The sequence below is a fragment of the Burkholderia torrens genome (genome assembly GCF_984668525.1).
Genome location: NZ_OZ480213.1, coordinates 454,373 through 475,235 on the forward strand (window position 1 = coordinate 454,373; position 20,863 = coordinate 475,235).

Annotated in this window: 17 protein-coding genes; 5 read left to right on the top strand and 12 right to left on the bottom strand. The window is 67.1% G+C overall.

Translation table 11 applies throughout. The features are described 5' to 3' along the window. Positions 1–4: 4 nt before the first annotated feature. A complete protein-coding gene (locus tag AC5LXX_RS32505; protein ID WP_493414202.1) occupies positions 5–820 on the bottom strand; it encodes a response regulator transcription factor in 816 nt (271 codons plus the stop codon). A gap of 1,139 nt (positions 821–1,959) precedes the next feature. Here AC5LXX_RS32505 and AC5LXX_RS32510 point away from each other — a divergent pair. From AC5LXX_RS32510 to AC5LXX_RS32520, 3 genes are all read left to right on the top strand, one after another. Next, positions 1,960–5,553, top strand: a complete 3,594-nt coding sequence (locus tag AC5LXX_RS32510; RefSeq protein WP_493414203.1) for a YadA family autotransporter adhesin — start codon at positions 1,960–1,962, stop codon at positions 5,551–5,553. Positions 5,554–5,721: 168 nt separating this feature from the next. Then, positions 5,722–6,348: a methyltransferase domain-containing protein gene (locus AC5LXX_RS32515; protein WP_493414204.1), complete on the top strand. Its 627-nt coding sequence runs from the start codon at positions 5,722–5,724 to the stop codon at positions 6,346–6,348. Between the two features lie 239 nt (positions 6,349–6,587). Then, complete coding sequence (locus AC5LXX_RS32520) at positions 6,588–6,995, top strand: VOC family protein (protein ID WP_322081000.1); 408 nt, start codon at positions 6,588–6,590, stop codon at positions 6,993–6,995. A 24-nt stretch (positions 6,996–7,019) separates the two neighbouring features. Here AC5LXX_RS32520 and AC5LXX_RS32525 read toward each other — a convergent pair whose 3' ends face one another. Genes AC5LXX_RS32525 through AC5LXX_RS32540 form a run of 4 tightly spaced genes read right to left on the bottom strand, consistent with a single transcriptional unit; the run spans position 7,020 to position 10,236 of the window. Then, positions 7,020–7,553: a P-loop NTPase family protein gene (locus AC5LXX_RS32525; protein ID WP_493414205.1), complete on the bottom strand. Its 534-nt coding sequence runs from the start codon at positions 7,551–7,553 to the stop codon at positions 7,020–7,022. 40 nt (positions 7,554–7,593) lie between these two features. Further along, positions 7,594–8,382: an ABC transporter ATP-binding protein gene (locus AC5LXX_RS32530; RefSeq protein WP_493414206.1), complete on the bottom strand. Its 789-nt coding sequence runs from the start codon at positions 8,380–8,382 to the stop codon at positions 7,594–7,596. Further along, on the bottom strand, positions 8,379–9,233 hold the full coding sequence (locus AC5LXX_RS32535; RefSeq protein ID WP_493414207.1) for an ABC transporter permease: 855 nt from the start codon (positions 9,231–9,233) through the stop codon (positions 8,379–8,381). Before AC5LXX_RS32535 ends, AC5LXX_RS32530 begins: the two co-directional genes overlap by 4 nt. Before the next feature lie 10 nt (positions 9,234–9,243). Beyond that, the gene (locus AC5LXX_RS32540) at positions 9,244–10,236 is read right to left on the bottom strand and encodes an aliphatic sulfonate ABC transporter substrate-binding protein (protein ID WP_493414208.1); all 993 of its coding nucleotides are present in this window, start codon (positions 10,234–10,236) and stop codon (positions 9,244–9,246) included. Between the two features lie 345 nt (positions 10,237–10,581). On the opposite strand from AC5LXX_RS32540, the gene AC5LXX_RS32545 reads away from it, so the two are divergent. After that, the gene (locus tag AC5LXX_RS32545) at positions 10,582–12,009 is read left to right on the top strand and encodes an MFS transporter (protein ID WP_493414209.1); all 1,428 of its coding nucleotides are present in this window, start codon (positions 10,582–10,584) and stop codon (positions 12,007–12,009) included. A 124-nt stretch (positions 12,010–12,133) separates the two neighbouring features. Here the strand turns inward: AC5LXX_RS32545 and AC5LXX_RS32550 are convergent, their stop codons facing one another. Both AC5LXX_RS32550 and AC5LXX_RS32555 read right to left on the bottom strand, forming a co-directional pair. Beyond that, positions 12,134–13,534, bottom strand: coding sequence for an LLM class flavin-dependent oxidoreductase (locus AC5LXX_RS32550; RefSeq protein ID WP_493414210.1), 1,401 nt, complete (start codon positions 13,532–13,534; stop codon positions 12,134–12,136). Next, a complete protein-coding gene (locus AC5LXX_RS32555; protein ID WP_493414211.1) occupies positions 13,531–14,790 on the bottom strand; it encodes an acyl-CoA dehydrogenase family protein in 1,260 nt (419 codons plus the stop codon). The genes AC5LXX_RS32550 and AC5LXX_RS32555 overlap by 4 nt, the downstream gene beginning before the upstream one ends. A gap of 292 nt (positions 14,791–15,082) precedes the next feature. Here AC5LXX_RS32555 and AC5LXX_RS32560 point away from each other — a divergent pair, with 292 nt between their 5' ends. Beyond that, positions 15,083–16,321, top strand: a complete 1,239-nt coding sequence (locus AC5LXX_RS32560) for an SfnB family sulfur acquisition oxidoreductase (RefSeq protein WP_493414212.1) — start codon at positions 15,083–15,085, stop codon at positions 16,319–16,321. Between the two features lie 55 nt (positions 16,322–16,376). Here the strand turns inward: AC5LXX_RS32560 and AC5LXX_RS32565 are convergent, their stop codons facing one another. Genes AC5LXX_RS32565 through AC5LXX_RS32585 form a run of 5 tightly spaced genes read right to left on the bottom strand, consistent with a single transcriptional unit; the run spans position 16,377 to position 20,821 of the window. Continuing rightward, positions 16,377–17,204, bottom strand: a complete 828-nt coding sequence (locus tag AC5LXX_RS32565; RefSeq protein ID WP_493414213.1) for an ABC transporter permease — start codon at positions 17,202–17,204, stop codon at positions 16,377–16,379. Beyond that, positions 17,197–18,387: an ABC transporter substrate-binding protein gene (locus AC5LXX_RS32570; RefSeq protein WP_493414214.1), complete on the bottom strand. Its 1,191-nt coding sequence runs from the start codon at positions 18,385–18,387 to the stop codon at positions 17,197–17,199. Before AC5LXX_RS32570 ends, AC5LXX_RS32565 begins: the two co-directional genes overlap by 8 nt. Before the next feature lie 6 nt (positions 18,388–18,393). Further along, positions 18,394–19,188, bottom strand: coding sequence for an ABC transporter ATP-binding protein (locus tag AC5LXX_RS32575; RefSeq protein WP_493414215.1), 795 nt, complete (start codon positions 19,186–19,188; stop codon positions 18,394–18,396). After that, complete coding sequence (locus tag AC5LXX_RS32580) at positions 19,185–20,282, bottom strand: acyl-CoA dehydrogenase family protein (RefSeq protein ID WP_493414216.1); 1,098 nt, start codon at positions 20,280–20,282, stop codon at positions 19,185–19,187. Before AC5LXX_RS32580 ends, AC5LXX_RS32575 begins: the two co-directional genes overlap by 4 nt. Then, the gene (locus AC5LXX_RS32585; protein WP_124448300.1) at positions 20,255–20,821 is read right to left on the bottom strand and encodes a carboxymuconolactone decarboxylase family protein; all 567 of its coding nucleotides are present in this window, start codon (positions 20,819–20,821) and stop codon (positions 20,255–20,257) included. The genes AC5LXX_RS32580 and AC5LXX_RS32585 overlap by 28 nt, the downstream gene beginning before the upstream one ends. Positions 20,822–20,863: the final 42 nt, after the last annotated feature.

Genomic DNA, 20,863 nt, shown 5'->3' on the forward strand with positions numbered 1-20,863 from the left:
GTGCTTACGCGCCGCGTTGCGGCTCGCGGGTCGCGGCGCGCGAGCGCGCCTGGCGCTGGCGCCGCCACTCGGTCGGCGTGACGCCGAAGCGTTCGCGAAAGGCCGTCGCGAAATTGGCCGGCGTGGAAAAGCCGATTTCCTTCGCGATGCTCGCAATGCTGAGCGATGTCGAATCCAGCAGATCCTGCGCGATCCGCAGCCGCTCGTGCCGCAGGTACTCGAACACCGTCTGCCCGAGATTGTCGCGAAACGCGCGCGACAGCCGCTTTTCATGCGTGCCGACCGCGCGCGCCAGTTGCTCCACGGTCGGCGGATCGTTCAAGGTGCGCGACAGGTGGCGGATCGCCGCGCGCACGATGATGTCGTCGTCCTTGCCGGCCGCGAACGGGCTGTGCACCGGCTCCGTATCGGTGGGCGGCTCACGCGTGGTCCGCGCGAGCTGCACGCGAATCCGCGCGACCACTTCCGCCGGCTCGAACGGCTTCACCACATAGTCGACACCGCCGATTTCCAGCCCTTCGAGGCGTTCGTGCAATTCGCCGGCCACGGTCAGGAAAATCACCGGAATCGCGCGCGTGGCAGGATCGGCGGCGAGCAGCCGGCACGCGGTGAAACCGTCCATCCGCGGCATGCGGACATCCATCAGGATCAGGTCGGGCAACAGCGCCTGCGCGCGCTGGCACGCCTGCATGCCGTCGGACGCGATGCTGATCCGGCAACCCGTGCCGCGCAGGATGTCGATCAGCAAACGCAGCTGGTCGGGTTGATCGTCGACGACCAAGATATGGACATCGCTCAATGCGGAGATCGATGAAGGCATCGTGCACCTGTTCTGGAAAGGCGGTTGGCGACGTTTCCGCGGGTGGCCTGCCCGGTTCGGGGGAAACGTCGTGAGCCGCTCTATGACGACGCAACCACGCATCGCACGCACGCATCGATTCCGGAGGATGCCGGCACTGCGCGGCAGGCAACCGGTCGCCGCATGACACGGCGTTCGTTTTTTTGATCACCGCGCCGGCAAGGACGCGGACGATTGCCATGCTCGCGCCGTGAAGATCGCGACTGCGGGAATCAATGCGAGCGGAATTGTAGGAGCTTATTTCGAATCCCGCCAGACGCGACAACGCCATTCGCGTCATTCCGCTTCCCTGATTTTAAAAATGGCGGTTTGCGACAGGAACTCGCGCATTGATATGCGCCCATACTAATGGTTTACGCGAGTATCAGGTGTACGGTCGAGCGATCGGCTAGCTTTTTTATTGCCGCTTAATAATCATTTTTAATTCAAATCCGCTTTGGCAAAGCATTTGTCCGCCCGGCAAAACATCCTGATTAATTTTGATGGCACGAAATCGTTTGCGAGATATCTGTATTTAACGTAAGTCATTGAATATACAGGATTTTACAATCTATAAAGAATGTCGCCTTTAATAATTTAATGTCGTGTCCCATAATTCGTCCGAACTTTGAATGCCGGGTAGCACAGCGTAACGCAGGGCGCCGCAAGTCGTGACGGACGCTGTGCGATTCGAATCCGGCGCATCGATTGATGCGCGTTCGGGCGAATGCTCGTGGTGCGGAAGCGAAACATCGGCTGCCGAAGACGAAATAAAAGAAGCGGGGTTGGTCGCGGTCGGCGCGACATCACACCAGAGATGTTTGTAACGGCAGGTTGAATCTCCGGATTCAGTCGGGGGGGGCGACTTGCCCATGAAAAGTATTACGCATTCCTAATGCAGTTTCCTGATTGACGGAACGGGCCGTGAGAAGACGGCGTGCCCGGAGGCTTCGATCGTCCTGTCGAAACGGACGGTCGATGCAGGCCGCCTCCGACAAGGCCACGCCGGATCCCGGAATCGGGTTCCGCACTGAAGTCGCAATCGAAATCGAAGTCGAAGCTGTCGAAGAAAGTAAGTAGTCCGTATTCAAACAAGACGCTACACAACGGAGCAGAAGACCATGAAGAGGAAGCAGATTTCGGCGCTTGCCGCCGCGATGTTCACAGGCGCAGGTGTGCTGATCGCAGGCGCCGCGCACGCCGACAATTTCGTCGACCGCGGCAACCCGGACAACGCGCTGACCGGGCAGTGCATCGACGGCACCAACCCGCTGTGCGTGGCCACGAAGAGCGGCAACTACGTGGCGGTGAGTACCACGAACGTGACGCAGGGTACGAACGCGAAGGCCGGCACCAGCGGCATCGCGATCGGCGATCAGTCGAACGCGAGCAGCAACGGCAGCAGCAGCAGCGGCGGCGCGATCGCGATCGGTGTCGGCTCGCAGGCGCTGGCGAACTCGTCCACCGCGATCGGCACGGTGGCCGTCGCGCAAGGCAACACGGCGCTGGCGATCGGCCGGCAGTCGGCCGCGATCGGCGATTTCTCGATGGCGCTCGGCAACGTCGCGGATGCGCACGGCACGAGCTCGATCGCGCTCGGCCACTCGGCGCTCGCCAGCGGCGACCGCTCGGTCGCGATCGGCGGCGCGAACCCGACGTCGAGCGACGGCGTATCGGCCGGTGCATCGTACGACGCGGCGACGCAGACGCGTGCCGCCGGCACGCAGTCGGTGGCGATCGGCGCGGGCGCGCAGACGAACGGCAACAACCAGGTCGCGATCGGGTCGGGCAGCATCGGCGCGAACAACGGCGGCACGCCGGTCTTCGGCGGCACAGCCGCGCCGGTTGGCGGCGCGGTGTCGTTCGGCGCAATCGGCAGCGAACGCCAGCTCAAGAACGTCGCGGCGGGCGCGGCCGATACGGACGCCGTCAACGTCCAGCAGCTGAAGAACGTGAACAACACGCTCAGCACGGGTATCGGCAATGTCGACGCACGCGTGACGTCGGTCGGCAATTCGCTGTCGACCACGATCTCGAACGTCGACCAGCGCGTGACCAACGTCGGCAACAGCCTCAGCACCAGCATCGTCACCGCCACGCAGGACGTCGTGAAGTACACCGACAACACGCATGCGGCGATCGCGCTCGACGGCGCCGGCGGCACCACGATCGGTGGCGTCGCGGCGGGCGTGGCCGATACCGACGCCGTCAACGTCGGGCAATTGAAGGGCAGCGTCGCACCGCTGCAGACGTCCATCTCGACGGCAACCTCGAACATCGCGAACCTGCAGAGCAGCGTGACCGGCATCAACACGTCGCTGAGCACGGCCGCGTCGAACATCGGCGGCCTGCAGGCGGCCGATGCGCGCAACGTCAAGTACGACGGCGCAAGCGGCTTCGACTCGGTGACGTTCGCGGGCACGAACGGCACGACGCTGCACAACGTCGCCGACGGCAAGGACGTGCACGACGCGGTCAACGTCGGGCAACTGAGTGGCGGCCTCGCGTCGCTCAGCACGAGCGTGACGAACAACCTCAGCACGACGCTCGGCAACCTGAGCACGTCGATCACGAGCCAGATCGGCGACGCGACGAAGAACGCCGTGCAGTACGACAGCGACGCACACAGCGGCGTCACGCTCGGCGGAACGGGTGCGGCGGCACCGGTCGGCCTGCACAATGTCGCGGACGGGGTCGCCGCGAACGACGCCGTGAACGTGGGCCAGCTGGGCAAGGCGACCGACACGCTCAACCAGTCGATCACGACCGTCGGCAACCAGGTGACGACGAATACGGGCAATATCGCGGCGCTCCAGCAGGATGCGCTCCAGTGGAACCCGGGCCTCGGCGCCTACGATGCCAGCCACGGGGGCCACGGCCCGCAGCTCATCAGCAACGTTGCGGCCGGCAAGGCAGGCACCGATGCGGTCAACGTCGACCAGCTGACCGCGGCGATTCATGACGGTACGAGCCAGCTCGATGCGCTGGCCGTGAAATACGACGATGCGAGCAAGCAGCAGATTTCGCTCGGCGCGGGCAACGGCGGAAACCCGGTGCGCGTGACCAACGTCGCCGCCGGCAACGTGGCGGCCGGCAGCACCGATGCGGTGAACGGCGCGCAACTGCGCAGCGCGATCGACAGTACCGCGGCCGCACTCGGCGGCGGCGCGACGTCGAACCCCGACGGCTCGATCAGCGCACCGAACTACAAGATCGGCGGCAGCGCGTTCAACAATGTCGGCGACGCACTGACGAACCTCGACGGCCGCGTCGGCAGCAACACGACGACGCTCGCGAATCACGAAACGCGCCTCGGCAATGCCGAAACGAACATCGCGGGCAACACGGCCGCGATCGCCGGGCTGCAGCAGGACGCGCTGCAGTTCGACCCGACGCTCGGCGCATACAGCGCGGCGCGCGGCGGTGCGCCGACGAAGCTGGCGAACGTGGCCGACGGCAACGTCGCCGCGGGCAGCACGGACGCGGTGAACGGCGGCCAGCTGTCGGGCGTGAAAACCGCGCTCGAGCAGCAGATCACGAACGTATCGAACCAGGCCGGCGAAGCCGTGAAGAACGTCGTCAAGTACGACGTCGACACGAACGGCAACCGGCTGAATTCGGTGTCGCTCGTCGGCGGCGACGTCAATTCGTCCGTCGTGCTCAAGAACGTCGCCGCGGGCACCAGCGATACGGACGCGGTGAACGTGAAGCAGCTGAAGGACGTGCAGTCGAACCTCAACCAGCTCGGCGCGCTCGCCGTGCAGTACGACGACAGCTCGAAGAGCACGATCACGCTCGGCGGCGCCGGCGGCACGCGCATCACCAACGTTCAGGCAGGCACGCTCAGCGCCGCCAGCACGGATGCGGTGAACGGCTCGCAGCTGTATGCGACCAACCAGCAGGTGTCGAAGAACACCACCGACATCTCGAACCTGCAAGGCAGCGTGACCAACATCGCGAACGGCAAGGCCGGCCTCGTGCAGCAGCAGGATCCGAACGGCGCGATCACGGTCGGGAAGGACACGGGCGGCACCACCGTGAACTTCTCCGGCACGGCGGGCGACCGCGTGCTGACCGGCGTCGCGGCCGGCGTGAACGCCAACGACGCGGTCAACGTGGGCCAGTTCAACACCGCGCTGCAGAATGTCGCGGCCAACGACAAGATCCGCGCGGCCGCGACCGATGCGAACACCACGTGGATCGCGCGTGCCGATGCGGGTGCGATCGGCTCGACGGCGACGGCAACCGGCAAGAACGCGGTGGCGGTCGGCCAGGGCTCCGTCGCCGATCGCGACAACTCGTTCTCGGTCGGTGCGAAGGGCAGCGAGCGCCAGGTCACGAACGTCGCGGCCGGCACGGCGCCGACCGACGCGGTAAACGTGCAGCAGCTGAACGACAACCTCGCGACGGCGTCGACGCAGGCGAAGGGCTACACCGACCAGCGCATCGGACAGGTGTACAACTCGTTCAACGACCTGAAGAAGGACATGTACGGCGGTGTCGCGTCGGCGATGGCGGTAGCGGGCTTGCCGCAGCCGACCGGCGCGGGGCGCTCGATGGTGTCGGCGGCGACGTCGAACTATCACGGCCAGCAGGGCTTTGCGGCGGGGTACTCGTACGTGACGGAAAGCAACCGCTGGGTCGTCAAGGCATCGGTGACGGGCAACACGCGGTCGGACTTCGGCGCGGTGGTTGGTGCGGGTTATCAGTTCTAGCCGGCGCGTTTGACGTGATGCAATCAACAGTCCCGTGCAGATGCTCGGGATTGCGGAGCATCCCGATGTAATCGAGCGCGGTCGGCACGTGACTGGCAACGTGCCGACCGCGATTTCTCCGTATCATGTGGCTTCGGATCAAGCATTCACACCCTGCGGAGTTGCATCTTGAATGAAGCCAGCAAAGCAATAGCACGCCGTCTGCACGATGTCCGATTCGCTACGCGGTACTTCGTCGGCGACGGAATCGACGTGGGTGCGGGACACGATTCGATTGCGCAATATCATGAATTTTTCCCCGGCATGCGCTCGGTCCGTGCCTGGGACATGCCGGATGGCGATGCGCAACTCCTTGCCGGCGTGCCGGACGAAAGCTTCGATTTCGTGCACTCTTCTCATTGCCTCGAGCACATGCGCGACCCCGCGGAGGCGCTGCACAACTGGTTCCGGGTGCTGAAACCCAACGGCCATCTGGTATGCATGGTGCCCGATGAAGATCTGTACGAACAAGGCCAGTTCCCGTCCACGTTCAATGACGACCACAAATGGACGTTTACGTTATGGAAGGCACGGTCGTGGAGTTCTCGCTCGCTCAATCTGTTCGACTTGATTCAGACGTTGGGACCGTGTGCGCAGCCGCTCAAGGCGGAGTTGCTCGATGCCACTTTCCGGTTCCGCCTGCCTCGAGCGGACCAGACCTTGACGGCGGTCGGTGAAGCAGGCATCGAATTCGTGATCCGAAAGCGTCCCCCACAGGAAATGGTCGCGCACGGGCGACTTCCGGAAGCCGTCTGATCCGGCCGCGCGGCTCGGTACGCATGTCGCGCGTGGCCAGCCAGCCCCTCACGAATGCGAGTAGCGCGATCCGCCGCGATCGCCTCCATGCGCCAACGGACGGCCCCGCACGGGTTTCATGCGCAGTCCGGACGCCTGTCCAATGCGAGTTGTCGAATGTGAGCCTTCGCTCGTATTCTGAAGTCGTCGGGCGGAACGGCATGGGGCCACCGCCCATCACCGCATGCGAGAACACGACGATGACAGGCACCACACACACGATGAAGCTCAATCACCTGAGCTTTCCTTCGGCCGATACGCTGGCGACGGCCCGATTCTTCGAGCGCTACCTCGGCTTCACGATCGCGGGAAGCTGGGACCAATCCTGGATCCTGAAGCGCCCGGGCTTCGACGTCGTGATCGATCACGTCGGCGACGGCGTACCCGCATGGCCGGCGAATTTCCACGTCGGGTTCGAACTGCCGAGCCTCGATGCCGTGCGCGCGCTGTACGAGCGCTTCAGGGAAGAGGGCGTCGCGATGGAAACGGACATCTTCAACAACGGGCGCGGTTCGCGATTCTTTTGCCGGGAGCCCGGTGGCGTGATGTTCGAACTGAACACGCGCGCGGATGCCGCGCCGGAATATCAAGGCACGTTCGACGACTGACGCGGGGTGTCGCCCACGCCGTGCTCAACCGCCGGCGCGGGCATGCCTGTCGATGAACGCGCGAGTGTGCGAGGGCGCGGTGATTTCCGTCCATTGCAGATGCGCGTATTTCGGGTCGTCGCGCAGTTTCGCGAACTTGATGCGGTTCCTGTCGAACGTGGTGTACGACCACAGCAGCACCGAGTCGCGCGAGCAGAACGCCATTCGCAGCGATTCCCGGTTGCCGTGGGAAAGCTCGGTACGCGTGAGCCCGCGGCCGATCGTGCGCAGGAGCACACGGGAGAACACCGTCCAGCGACTGAAGTTGAGCCAGACGACGTGCGTGGCGCGCGACCACAGCACGTCGCGCACGGCGCTGTAGTTGCCGTCGGCGACCCAGCGGTCGCCGGTCGTCGCCGCCAGCAAGGCTTGCTCGAACTGTTCGGGCGGCACGGCGGTCCAGTCGGGACCCCAGTAGAGCCGGTCGAGTTCGATGTACGGGCAGCCTGCGGCAGTGGCCAGCGCGCTGGAGAAGGTGGATTTTCCCGCACCGCTTGTTCCGACGACGACGAAGCGCATGGTTTGACCGCGGTCGAATGTTCAGGCCGCGTATTGTGCCTTATTCCGTGCCGTCCACACGATCGTGAAAGCGCTGGAACGCACCGAGCAGCCGCGCACGCAGCGCGGCCAGCGCAGGATCGCGCCGATCGCGCGGCCGCGCGGCCTCGACGCGAATCTCGTCGTCGACGCGCCCAGGGTTCGGCGCGAGCATCAGCACGCGATCGCCGAGATACAGCGCTTCGTCGAGATCGTGCGTGACGACGATCGCGGCCATCCGGTGCCGGTGGACGACATCGAGCAGCAGCGTCTGCAAGCGCATCCGCGTGATCGCGTCGACCGCGCTGAACGGTTCGTCGAGCAGCAACAGATCCGGCTCACCGAACAGCCCGCGCGCGATCGCGGCGCGCTGGGCCATCCCGCCCGACAACGTGGCCGGCAGTTGCCGCGCGACGCCGGCCAGGCCGACTTCGTCGAGCAGGCGCGTGACACTCGGGTCGCGACCGCCGCGCGGGCCGGCCGCGAAGCCGACGTTGTCGGCGATCGACAGCCACGGCAGCAGCCGCGGCTCCTGGAAAATCACGCCGACGCGCGCGGACGGCCCGTCGAGCGCGATGCCGTCGAGGCTCACGTTGCCTCGGAAGTGCGCGTCGAGACCGGCAACGATCCGCAGCAGCGTGCTTTTCCCGCAGCCGCTCGGACCGACCACGCAGACGATCTCGCCGCGCGCCACCTGCAGCGCGATGTCGGCGAGGATCGTGCGGTCCCCGTATTGCTTGCGGGCGATCCGCAGGTCGAGCAGCGGCGTATCGGTATCCGCTGTTGTGCGCACAGAAGCCGCCGTACTCATTTCGAACCCTCGCGCGACGCGCCGTCGAACGCATCGCGCCAGCCGAGCCAGTGCAATTCGATGCGCCGCATCGCGCCGTCGGTCAGCTTGCCGAGCAACGCGAGCAGCAGAATCGCGCCGAACACGAGATCGGGGCGCCCGGTTTCCCGGCCGTCGCTCAACAGGAAGCCGAGGCCGCGCGTCGCCGCGATCAGCTCCGCGGCAACCATGAACATCCACGCGAGACTGAGGCCGGTACGCAGGCCGGTGAAGATCTGCGGCAGCGCGGCCGGCAGCAGGATGCGGCGGAACAGCGCGAGCGGGCCGAGCCGGTACACAGCGCCGAGCTCGACGAGCTTGCGGTCGACGTCGCGAATGCCGGCGACCACCGCGAGGTGAACCGGGAAGAATGCGCCGATCGCGATCAGCGTGATCTTCGGCGCTTCGTCGATGCCGAGCCACAGCAACAGCACGGGCACCCACGCGAGCGACGGAATCGCGCGCAGCGCCTGGAACGTCGGCTCGAGCAGCGCGTCGATGCGGCGGCTCAGGCCCATCGCCGCGCCGACGGCGAGCGCGAGCCCGGCGCCGGCCGCAAAACCGGCTGCGACCCGCAGCGTGCTCGCGCCGACATGGCGTGCGACACGCGTGACGCCCAGATGCGCGAGCGCATCGAGAATCTCGCTCGGCGCCGGGACGAGGTGGTCGGGCAGCCAGCCGCGCCGCACGACGCACTCCAGCAGCACGAGCGCAGCGAACGGCAGCGCGACGCCTGCGATGCGCCACGCGCGAAGCGGGTCGCGGCGGCCTGCACGGGCCGATGCCGCGTGACGCGTCGCGAGTGCGTCGCCGCGGGCGGCGGTGTCCGTCATCGCGGCATCCTCACTTCGACGCGGCGACGAGCGGGCGCGCGAACGACGGATCGATCAACGTATCGACGATCTTTGCGGGATCGACACCCGGCTTGGTCAGTTGCTCGGCCGTCAGCACCGGCGCCGCGGCCTTCAGCGCCGCGCGCTGGGTGTCGCCCGGCACCGGGTCGCTGAAGTCGTTGCGTTGCAGCTGCAGCTTCGCGACCGGCAGCGACACCTTCGATTCGTCGGCGACGATCTGCGCGGTGTCGGCCGGATGCGCAACGATCCACTGGCGCGCGCGGTCGTAGACCTTCAGCACACGTGCGACCGCCTGCGGATACTGGCCGGCGAACGCGTCGCGGACGTTCAGAAATCCATACGTATTGAAGGCAACGTTGCGGTACAGGAGGCGCGCGCCGTCGTCGAGCTGCGCCGCGGCCATGTGCGGATCGAGCCCGGCCCATGCATCGACCTGACCGTTCGCGAGGGCCGTGCGGCCGTCCGGATGCTGCAGGTTGACGATCTCGACGTCGTCGCGCGTCAGGCCGGCCGTGTGCAGCGCGCGCAGCGTGAACAGGAACGGATCGGTGCCGCGCGTCGCGGCGATTTTCTTGCCCTTCAGGTCGGCGAGCGTGCGGATCGGCGAATCCTTGCGTACCACGAGCGCCGTCCACTCGGGGCGGGAGAACACGTAGACCGCGTGGATCGGGTTGCCGTTCGCGCGTGCGAGTACCGACGCCAGCCCGGCCGCCGAGCCGAAATCGACCGCGCCGCTGTTCAGGTATTCGAGCGCGCGATTGCTGCCGAGGCTCAGCACCCAGCGAATTGCCGTGCCGTCGGCCTTGAACTCGTCGTCGAGCCAGCCGAAGTGGCGGATCACGAGGCTCTCGGGCGAGTAGTACGCATAGTCGACACGGATTTCCGCGGGCGTCGCCGCGTGCGCCTGCATCGATACGAGGCCGGCAAGCGCGGCAACGACGAGGGCCGCGGATTGCCACGCGCGGGACCAGAACGGCTTCATCGGGGAATCTCCGGAAGAGCGGCAACGCGCCGCGAACAGGCAGGTGATCGACTAATGTAACGAAGCGCCCGCGATCCGTTAACGAAGAAATCCGCGATTGAACATGCACGCTGCTGCTAAGCGCGCCGGTCGGGCAACTTTATGACGCAGGCCGATTAATTTATCGCTTTATATCGGTTGGGATACCCGGCTCGGGGGAACAGAATGCCCGCTGCCGGAACGCAATGGCGGCGCCTGTCGACGCGCCCGCGTTCCGCCGAGATCCCGCCTGTCGCGAATGCACGAGCCAGGTTCCCGGCTTCCCGCCGACCTCGGCGTGCATTCCGCCAAACACTAAGGAATGCGATGAGTTCGATCGATCTAAGCCCCGCCACACCCATTTCTTCCCCCATCCGCTCGGCCAGCGACGTCGCGCGCCTGATCAATACGGTCGACAGTTCGGTCAGCCATGCGCGGATGATCGTGCTGCTGGCGCTCGGCGGCGTGTTTCTCGATGCGTACGACCTGACGACGCTGTCCTACGGCATCGACGACGTCGCGCGCGAATTCGGGCTGACTCCCGCGCTGACCGGGCTCGTCGGTTCGGCGATCATGATCGGCACGATCTTCGGCAGCCTGATCGGCGGCTGGCTGACCGACCGGATCGGCCGCTACCAGGTGTTCATGGCCGACATGCTGTTCTTCGTGGTCGCGGCGATCGCGGCGGGGCTGGCGCCGAACGTCTGGGTGCTGATCGGCGCCCGCTTCGTGATGGGCCTCGGCGTCGGCATCGACCTGCCCGTCGCGATGGCGTTTCTCGCGGAATTCTCGAAGTTCAACGGGCGCGGCAACAAGGCGTCGCGGCTCGCGGCGTGGTGCCCGATGTGGTACGTCGCGTCGTCGGTCTGCTTCCTGCTGATCTTCGGCCTGTATTTCCTGCTGCCGGCCGAACATGCGGGATGGCTATGGCGCGCGTCGCTGATCTTCGGCGCGGTGCCGGCGCTCGTCATCATCCTGTTCCGGAACCGGTTCATGAACGAATCGCCGCTGTGGGCCGCGAACCAGGGCGACCTGGCCAATGCCGCGCGCATCCTGCGCGAGTCGTACGGCATTCACGCGCACGAAGCCGAGGATGCGCGGCGCGAGCCGAGCCCGCCGCCCGTTCGGATACGCGTGCTGTTCCAGCGCCCGTATCTCGGGCGCACGATCGTCGCCAGCGTGATGAACCTGTGCATCCCGTTCGAGTACACGGCGATCGCGTTCTTCCTGCCGTCGATCCTGTCGCAGTTTCTCGGCGCGGGCGTGTTCGAGACGATCGCGGCCTCGCTCGCGCTGAACGTGCTGTTCGCGTTCACCGGCGGCCTGCTGGGCATGCGCCTCGCGTATCGCTATCCGTCGCGGCATGTCGCGATCGCGGGCTTCACACTGCAAACGGTCGCGCTCGTCGCGCTGGCGCTGGCGGGCCATCCGCACGGTGCGCTCGCGGTCGGCATCGTGCTGCTGATGCTCGGGACCTGGCTGTTCGCCGAGGGCTTCGGGCCAGGTGCGCAGATGATGATCTATCCGACGCTGTCGTATCCGGCCGCGATCCGCGGCACCGGCGTAGGCTTCGGGCGTTCGCTGTGCGGCATCGGCCAGGCGCTCGCGCTATTCGTGCTGCCGATCCTGCAGGCGCGTCTCGGCACGGACATGTTCTGGGTCGTCGCGATCAGTGCGGTCACGCCGATCGTGTTCCTGCTGATCGTGCGTTACGAACCGACGGCGTACGACGTCGATGACGAACGCGTTGCATAGGCGCGGACCGGGACGCTCGCCGTCCCCGGAAAACACCAACGGCTTCGTCGGACCGCACGAAGCCGTTTGCACCGAAGCCGGTCGCCGCGCGAATGCGGGCAGACCGGCCTCGACATATTGCATGTTACGCGCTGACCGCCTCCCGCTCGGCTTCACGCTTGACCTGCTCGATATCGCGAAACTGCGCGGCAGGATGCTCGTCCGGCAGTCGTGCCGTGCCGCCGAACAGCTTCTCGCGCAGCGTGCCCGACGCATACGCGGTCGGGTACACGCCACGCCGCTGCAGTTCCGGAACGAGGTGACGCACGACATCCTCGAAGGTTTCGTGCGCGACCGCATACGCGAGATTGAAGCCGTCGACGTCGGTCGCCGCGACCCATTCCTGCAGGATATCCGCGACGGTCGCGGCGGAGCCGACGAACACCGGGCCCATCCCGCCGATGCCGCCCCATGCGGCCAGCGCCTCGATCGTCCACGCCGTGTCGCCGCCCGACAGGTGCTCGACGGCCGACACGATCGCATTCGTTTCGACGCGCCGGACGGGGTCGGTCGGCGCATACTGGCCGAAGTCGATGCCGGTCCAGCCCGACATGAACACCAGCGAGCCGTCGTACGACACGTAGCGGCGGTACTCGTCGAACTTGGCCTGCGCCTTTTCGTCGGTTTCGTCGACGATCACCGTGACGAGGTTGTAGATCAGCACCTTGGCCGGATCGCGGCCTGCCGCGGCAGCCTGCGCACGCACGTCGGCCACGTAGCGCGCGAGCTGCTCGCGGGTCGGCGCCGCGACGAACACGCATTCCGCGTGCTGCGCGGCGAACGCCTTGCCGGGGCCGGACGCGCCGGCCTGGAACAGCACCGGCGTGCGCTGCGGCGACGGTTCGCACAGATGGTAGCCGGGCACGTCGAAGAAGCGGCCCTTGTGGCCGATCTCGTGCACTTTCTCGGGATGCGTGAACACGCGGCCGTCGCGATCGCGCACCACCGCGCCATCCTCCCAGCTGCCCTCGAACAGCTTGTACAGCACCTCGACGTATTCGGCCGCGACCGCATAGCGGTCGTCGTGCGTGCGCAAGCCGTGGTCGCCGACGTTCTTCGCGCCGCTTTCCAGGTACGACGTGACGATGTTCCACGCGAGCCGGCCCTTCGTGTGATGGTCGGCCGTCGACAACCGGCGCGCGAACGTGTACGGGTGCTCGAACGTCGTCGACGCGGTGATGCCGATGCCGAGATGCTCGGTCGCCATCGCGATCGGCGCGGCGAGCTGAATCGGATCGTTGACCGGGATTTGCGCGGCCTGGTGCAGCGCGTGATAGTTGCTGCCCTTGTAGACGTCGTAATAGCCGATCACGTCCGCGATGAAGATCGCGTCGAAGATCCCGCGCTCGAGCACGCGGGCGAGGTCGGTCCAGTAGTCGAGATCCTTGTACTGCCACGAGCGGTCGCGCGGATGCGCCCACAGGCCCGGCGACTGGTGGCCGACGCAGTTCATCTCGAACGCGTTGAAACGGATGGTCTTGCTCATCTTGCGGCCTCCGGTTCCGCGCCGGCGCCCGCACCGTTGCCGACGCGCCAGACGAACGGCGGCGTACGGCCGTTGATGACCCAGTCGCCGACGATCCGCGCCTTGTAGACGAGCGGATTGTGCGACGACACCGTGCGTGCGTTGCGCCAGTGGCGGTCGAGCGCGGTCGTGGTGCGCGTCGCGGACGCGCCGAGCGCGTCGAACAGGCGCGTTGCCGCGCGCAGCACGAGTTCGGACACGACGAGCTGGCTCTGCGCGGATTCGATCTCGGCCGCGACGTTCGCCGCGTGCTCGGCCGCTTCGTCGCCGCCGAAGCGCGCTTCATAGGCCTGCTGAAGCGGCTGCGCGGCGCGCAGCGCGAGCGCGTCGGCCGCGTACGCCCATGAAGCGATTTCGCCGATCACCTGTTGCAGTTGCGCGTCGTCGCCCGCACGCGGTGCGTTGCCGTGGCTGTACACGCGCGTCCGGTTGCGCACGAGCTCGCCCGCGTCGCGCACGATCGCGTGACCGATGCCGGCCAGCGTCGCGACGTGGAACAGCTGGTAGAACGCGGTCTGGTATTTGAAGCGGCGCGCGAAGTCGATCACGTTGTCGGCGTCGACGGCCGCATCCTCGAAGCGCGTGGTGCCGCTGCCGGTCGTCGTCTGGCCGAAGCCGTCCCAGTCGTCCTCGCGGATCACGCCGGGTTGCGCGGTCGCGACGGCCACGATCACGTCGCTGCCGTCGTGCGCGCGCTGCGCGAACACGTCGATCCAGTCGGCGAACAGGCTGCCCGTGCTGTAGAACTTCCGGCCGTTCAGCACGAGCCGGCCGTCGCGTTCAGACACCTTCGTGATGGTCTGGCCGAGCGGCACGTCGCCGGCCTCCGACCACGCATTGCCGACGAGCTGGCCACTTGCGAAGCGGTCGAACCAGGTCGTGCGCTGCGGCCCGGGCGGGGCGTTCAGCCAGTCCTCGACGAACGCGAAATGCCCGCGCAACGCCTGCGGCAGATTGGAATCGGCGGCCGCCAGTTCGGTCAGCAGCCGGAACAGCTGCGGCAGCGATGCACCGGCGCCCCCTGCGCTGGCCGGCAACCGTATCGCGCCGAAACCCGCGGCCTTCAGCCAGCCGATCGCCTCGTGCGGCAGTTCGCGGCGGCGTTCGCGCTCGGCTGTGCCGGCGGCGATGCGGTCGAAGATCGGCCTGAACCGGCTCGCGAGCGCGTCGTAGTCGGTGCCGGTGGAAAGGTCATGGGCTGCGTGCGTCGAAGTCATGCGGTGTTCCTCGAAGAGCGGGGCCGATTGCGCCGGGAGGCCAGTATAGGAAGCTCGGCGCGGGCGTTCTAATAACGGATTCGCAGATCGTTATCGTCGATGCGTATTACCGTTGCCGGACGGGGATGCACCGACGTTGACGCGTCGATTGCGACGTCGAAGCGTGCCGTCGCTGGCGCCCATCGCCAGGTCGTTTGTTATCCAAAGGAATATCGTTCCGAGAATCGCTCGTTTTTCCGGCCGGCGCTGCGCTGCTAGATTGAATGCTTTCGCCACTCGACAGGAGAACCCGATGTCAGACACGAGCGCCACGATTCAGGAGCAGCCGGCCGATGCGCAACCGCACGCGGCCCGCGTGATCGCCGACGATGCGCAGGCGATCGCGGCCGCGCACGCACTGGCGAAGCGGCTCGCGGAAGGTGCGGCCGAGCGCGATCGCACGCGCCGTCTGCCGCGCGACGAAATCGAGTGGTTCTCGCAGTCGGGGCTGTGGGCGATCACGGTGCCGAAGGCATACGGCGGCGCAGGCGTGTCGCATGTCACGCTGACCGAAGTCATCAAGATCGTCGCGGCGGCCGATCCGTCGCTCGGGCAGCTGCCGCAGAATCATTTCGGGCTGGTCGATGTGATCACGCTGACCGGCACCGACGCGCAGAAGCGCCATTTCTTCGCGGAAGTGCTGAGCGGCAAGCGCTTCGGCAACGGGTTCTCGGAGAAGGGCACGAAGCACGTGCTCGACCTGAAGACGCGCGTGCGGCAATACGGCGACCACTATGTCGTCGACGGCACGAAGTTCTACTCGACCGGTGCGCTGTTCGCGCACTACGTACCGGTGCTCGGCCTCGATGATGCGCACCAGGCATGGCTTGCGTACGTGCCGCAACCGACGCCGGGGCTGACGGTGATCGACGACTGGTCGGGATTCGGGCAACGCACGACCGCGAGCGGCACGGTCGTGCTCGATGCGGTGCGCGTGCCGGCGTCGCACGTGCTGCCCGCGCAGCGCGTGTCGGACGTGCCGACGCTCAACGGTCCGCTGTCGCAGATCATCCAGGCCGCGATCGACGCGGGCATCGCGAAGGCGGCCATCGACGATACGCTGGCGTTCGTGCGGACCCGCACGCGCCCGTGGGTCGACAGCGGTGTCGATCGGGCAACCGACGATCCGCTGACGATTCGCGAGATCGGCCATCTGCACATCCAGCTGCACGCGGCCGAGGCATTGCTCGAACGTGCGGCACGCACGCTCGACGAGATCACGGCGCGCGGCGACGTGACCGAGGACGACGTCGCGCGCGCATCGGTCGCGGTCGGCGAAGCCAAGGTGCTGACGACCGAGGTTGCGCTGCTCGCGGGCGAGAAGCTGTTCGAGCTGGCCGGCACGCAGTCGACGCTCGCCGAACACAATCTCGACCGGCATTGGCGCAACGCGCGCACGCATACGCTGCACGACCCGGTGCGCTGGAAATATCACCTCGTCGGCAACTACTACCTGAACGGCGTGCGTCCGGCGCGCCATGCGTGGAACTGAGTCGATCGCGAGCCGGCCGATCGCCAGCCCGACCGATCGCGACCCGATCGTCGCGCTAGCGATCGGCCGCCAGCACGGCGCGCGCCAATAGCCGCGCGATACCGTCGAGCGCGAACCCCAGTGCGCCGATGACGAGAATCACCGCCGTCAGTTCGGAATACGCGAGCCGGTCGCGCGTGTCGAGGATCAGGTAACCGAGCCCCGCGCTGACGCCGAGCATCTCGGCCGGCACCAGCACGATCCACAGGATGCCGATCGCAAGCCGGATTCCGTTGAGCAGCGGCCCCGCGATGGCCGGCAGCACGATGTGGATCAGCAGCTCGCGGCGCGTGGCCGACAGGCTTGCGCCGAGTTGCAGCCAGCGCCGGTCGATCTGGGCAACCCCGGCGGCCGTGCTCATCAGCACGGGCCACAACGCGGCGAAACCGAGCAGGAAGTAGATCGCGCGGTCGCCGATGCCGAACGACATCACGGCGAGCGGCATCCACGACAACGGCGACACCATCCGCAGGAACTGAAAGGTCGGCGACAGCACGCGCTCGACCCATTGCACGCGGCCGATCAGCAACCCGAGCGGGACGCCGGCGAGCAACGCCGCGCCAAGCCCGACGCCGATGCGCCGCAGGCTGACGAGCGTGTGCTCGACCAGAAGATCGTCCGAACACAGCGCCCGCAGGCTGGCGAACGCGCTGTCCGGCGCGAACTGCCGGCCGAGCGAGCCGGGCGCGGTCAACACATGAGTCGCGGCCCACCAGACGACGACGGTCGCGACGAGGCCGGCCACGCCGAGCCATCCGGCGGTAGCGCGCACCGGGTAACGGGCGCCGCGGGTCCGGTGCGTTTCGCGAGCGGACGAGCGGCGGGTGGCAAGCGCGTCAGACAACGATGATCTCCTCACGCTTGAAAACGCCGGGCAGGCCGAACGCGGCCATCCCGCCGACCGCGTCGATGCTCTTGCGCACGAACCGGTCGTCGACGAGATCGCGGGCCGCGAACGCCGGGTCGAGCGACGCCAGGAATGCACTGTCGCCGTCGACCACTGTGCGCTTCAGCCGTTGAACCAGCGCCTCGGTATAGCTCGGGAACGGATACGGCTGGAAATCGATCCGTTTTCCGTTCCAGTCGGCATGGCGGATCGCGCCGCTCGCTCGATAGGTATCGGCAAGCGACGCCGACGGCACCAGCACGCGATCCAGCGCCGCGGCCGTATGCGGCGAATAGCGGTGAGCGCCGTCCTTCGACATCAACTGCGCGGTTTCCTGCGGATGCGCGCGCGCCCACAACTGTGCCTTCACGATCGCGTCGACAACCTTCTGCGACCACGCGGGGCGCTGCGTCAGATCGTTCTCGTGCATGAACACGACGCAGCACGCGTGGTTCTTCCAGACATCGCCGGTGAAGCGCAGGATCTTGCCGATCTTCATCAATTCCGCCGTCGCGTTGAACGGCTCCGCGACGATATACCCGGCGATCTGGCGCGCGGCGAGCGCGGGCAGCATGTCGGACGGTGCCATGACGACCAGGTTGACCTCGTTCGGCGCGGGCGTGCCGCGCCGCTTGAGCACGGGCACGAGCCCCTGCTGGCGCAGCATGTCCTGCAGCACGACGTTGTGGATCGAGTACCAGAACGGAATCGCGACGGTCTTGCCACCGAGATCGCGCAGCGAATCGACGTCGGGCGCGACCGTCAGCCCCGAGCCGTTCACGTGGTTCCACGCGACCACCTTCGCCGGCGCGCGGCTGCCGTAGCGTGCCCAGAGCGTCATCGGCGACAGCAGGTGCACGACGTTAACCTGGCCGGACAGGAACGCTTCGACGAGCTGCGCCCAGCTGCGCAGCAGCTTCGGTGGCTCGACGTTCAGCCCTTCGGACGCGAAGTAGCCGTTGTTGTGGGCAACCAGCAGCGGCGCCGCGTCGGTAATCGGCAGGTAGCCGATGCGAACGGGGGCATCGGGGTCCGCCGCGGCGTGCGCGTTCGCCATGGACAGCAGCGGGGCGGCCCCCGTCGCGGTGAACAGGGCCGCGAGCTTCAGCCATTCGCGGCGCGAAATCGGAATCTGGCACATGGGCAGTCAGGTCAGGGAGGAGGGTTCGGTGGCGTGCGGGCGCTTCATGCCGGCCTGCAATGCTTTCAGGATGTCGATGCGCATCGTGCCGAGTTCGCTGACGAACGCGTCGCGCGGATGCGGGAAATCTACCTGCCAGGCATCGATGAAGCGGCCTTGCGTACCGAGCAGCACGATGCGGTCGGCCACGAGCAGCGCTTCGTCGATGTCGTGGGTCACGAGCACCGTCGCGCATCGTGTAGTCGAGACGATGTTTACCAGCAGCCGTTGCATCGCGGCGCGCGTGACTTCGTCGAGCGCCGAGAACGGCTCGTCGAGCAGCAAGGCCTGCGGTTGACGCGCCAACGCCCGCGCGAGCGCCGCGCGCTGCGCCATGCCGCCGGAAAGTTGGGCCGGACGCAGCGCCGCGGCGGCCTCGAGCCCGACCGCGCGCAGCGCCGCTCGGACGCGCTCGCGTTGCTGGTCGCGCGTGAGGCGGTCCTGATGCTTGAACGCGAGCCCGAACGCGACGTTGCTTTCGGCCGACAGCCACGGCAACAGGCACGGATCCTGAAACGCGATCGCGATCCTCGGATGCGGTCCCTGCAGCGTCGCGCCATTGACTGACACGGCGCCCGATTGCGGCCGCTCCAGGCCGGCCAGTGCGCGCAGCAGGCTCGACTTGCCGGTGCCGCTCGGGCCGATCAACGCGACGATTTCGCCCGCATTGACGGACAGCGAGACATCGGCAAGCACGATGTTGCGCGGCGGTTCGCCGTAGCCGAGCGTCACGTTGCGGGCATCCAGCAGCGCGGGCGTCATGCGGCGATGCTCCGCGTCCGTGCCGCGAGTTGCGCCTTCAACTGCACCACGCTCGGCGTGACGATCGGAATGAACGCCGCTTCGCGCCAGCGCCGATCGAAACCGAGCCCGGCATCGCGCAGATAGCCGCGGCCGCCGCTCGCCTCGAGTTCGAGGTTCACGGCGGTCGCCACCAGCGTCGCGAGCGCGATGCGCAGCTCGAACAGGCGATTGGGGTGCATGCGCAGGCTGCCGTCGGCCATGCCGGACGACAGCAGCGCACATGCGGCGCTCAGTTCGGCCGCGCAGGATTCGACTTCTGGGCCGAGAATGCCGCGCGTCGTTTCTGCCGCGCGGCGCGCTTCGGCCAGCGACCGGCGCGCGAGCCCGATGGAAAGCCCGCACTGCAAGCCGAGGAACGCCGGGCGCACCGCGGGCAGGAAAGCCTGTGCGTCCGCATGGATCAGCCATGCGGCGCCGGTCGGGACGTCGGCGAGATGCAATGCGGCGGTGTTGCTGCCGCGCAGCGCGATCAGGTCGAGATCGGTACTCCGTGTCAGGCCGGATGCGTCATGCGGGATGGCGACGATCGCGGACGGCCGACCGTCGCGAAACGCAACGGCTGCCGCTACCACGAACTGCTCCGCGCGCAGGTTCGTCACCCAGGCCATCCTGCCGGTCAGGCGCCAGTCGTCCGTCGCTTCGATCTGAAGCGACTCGATTCCGCACAGATATTTCATCGCGTTCGACAGGCCGCTTGCACCCGCGCAGGTGCCGTCGAGCAGCGCCGGCAGCCAGCGCTCGCGCAGCGCGGCATTGGGGCTTTGCAACAGATACTCGATGAAGCTGCGCTGGCCCCAGAGCACGAATGCCGCCGCCAGCGAATGCTCGGCCACCGCGGCGATGCTCGCGATCGCATCCGTGGTCGTGCCGTCCGTGCCGCCGACGCTCGCCGGCACGCCGATCCGGAACAGCCCGGCGGCCGCGAGGCGCGGCACGACCTCGGCTTTCAGATCGGCGCTCGTGTCGAGCTGCGTCGCGTGCGAGTCGAGCCAGCCGGCGAGCGACGCGTCGAGTGCGGGCGCCGTCAGGCGGCCTGTGTCCGGGGTTCCCATCGGTATGCCGCCAGTTCGGGGTTGAGTTCGTTGCGCGCCAGGTTGTTCGCGAAGTTGCACAGCGTCGCGAGGCTCACGCCCAGCACCACCTCGAGCGCGTTTGCTTCGGTGAAGCCGGCCGCGACGAACGCGTCGAGTGCGTCGTCGGCCACGGCGCCGCGGGTCGCGATCACGGCGCGCGTGAATTCGGCGACGGCGTCCAGCCGCGCGTCGGCCACCGGCTCGCCGTCCCGCAACGCGTCGACGTCGGCGCGATCGACGTGCGCCTTCTTCAAGGCGGCCGCGGTGTGTCCGGCCACGCAGAACGCACAGCCGTGAACGGCGGCGGCGGTGATCTGCACGGCTTCGCGTTCGGCGAACGTGAGGCCCGCGCGGCTGTTGATTTCGGCGACGGTCAGATAGGTTTCGAGGGCGACCGGCGCATTCGCGAGCGAGCGCACGAGATTCGGCAGGAAGCCGTTCGCGCGCTGCGATTTCTCGAGGAATGGCTGGCTGGGCGCGGGCGCCGTTTCGACAGTGGGCAAGGGCAGACGGCTCACAGGAGTCTCCGGAAGGGCAGTGAGGTCATTGTCGAGCCGGCA

Bases quoted from the DNA above. Each gene is read 5' to 3' on its own strand.
- AC5LXX_RS32505 (WP_493414202.1), bottom strand. From the start codon at position 820: ATGCCTTCATCGATCTCCGCATTGAGCGATGTCCATATCTTGGTCGTC.
- AC5LXX_RS32510 (WP_493414203.1), top strand. From the start codon at position 1,960: ATGAAGAGGAAGCAGATTTCGGCGCTTGCCGCCGCGATGTTCACAGGC.
- AC5LXX_RS32520 (WP_322081000.1), top strand. From the start codon at position 6,588: ATGACAGGCACCACACACACGATGAAGCTCAATCACCTGAGCTTTCCT.
- AC5LXX_RS32525 (WP_493414205.1), bottom strand. From the start codon at position 7,553: ATGCGCTTCGTCGTCGTCGGAACAAGCGGTGCGGGAAAATCCACCTTC.
- AC5LXX_RS32530 (WP_493414206.1), bottom strand. From the start codon at position 8,382: ATGAGTACGGCGGCTTCTGTGCGCACAACAGCGGATACCGATACGCCG.
- AC5LXX_RS32535 (WP_493414207.1), bottom strand. From the start codon at position 9,233: ATGACGGACACCGCCGCCCGCGGCGACGCACTCGCGACGCGTCACGCG.
- AC5LXX_RS32540 (WP_493414208.1), bottom strand. From the start codon at position 10,236: ATGAAGCCGTTCTGGTCCCGCGCGTGGCAATCCGCGGCCCTCGTCGTT.
- AC5LXX_RS32545 (WP_493414209.1), top strand. From the start codon at position 10,582: ATGAGTTCGATCGATCTAAGCCCCGCCACACCCATTTCTTCCCCCATC.
- AC5LXX_RS32550 (WP_493414210.1), bottom strand. From the start codon at position 13,534: ATGAGCAAGACCATCCGTTTCAACGCGTTCGAGATGAACTGCGTCGGC.
- AC5LXX_RS32555 (WP_493414211.1), bottom strand. From the start codon at position 14,790: ATGACTTCGACGCACGCAGCCCATGACCTTTCCACCGGCACCGACTAC.
- AC5LXX_RS32560 (WP_493414212.1), top strand. From the start codon at position 15,083: ATGTCAGACACGAGCGCCACGATTCAGGAGCAGCCGGCCGATGCGCAA.
- AC5LXX_RS32570 (WP_493414214.1), bottom strand. From the start codon at position 18,387: ATGTGCCAGATTCCGATTTCGCGCCGCGAATGGCTGAAGCTCGCGGCC.
- AC5LXX_RS32575 (WP_493414215.1), bottom strand. From the start codon at position 19,188: ATGACGCCCGCGCTGCTGGATGCCCGCAACGTGACGCTCGGCTACGGC.
- AC5LXX_RS32580 (WP_493414216.1), bottom strand. From the start codon at position 20,282: ATGGGAACCCCGGACACAGGCCGCCTGACGGCGCCCGCACTCGACGCG.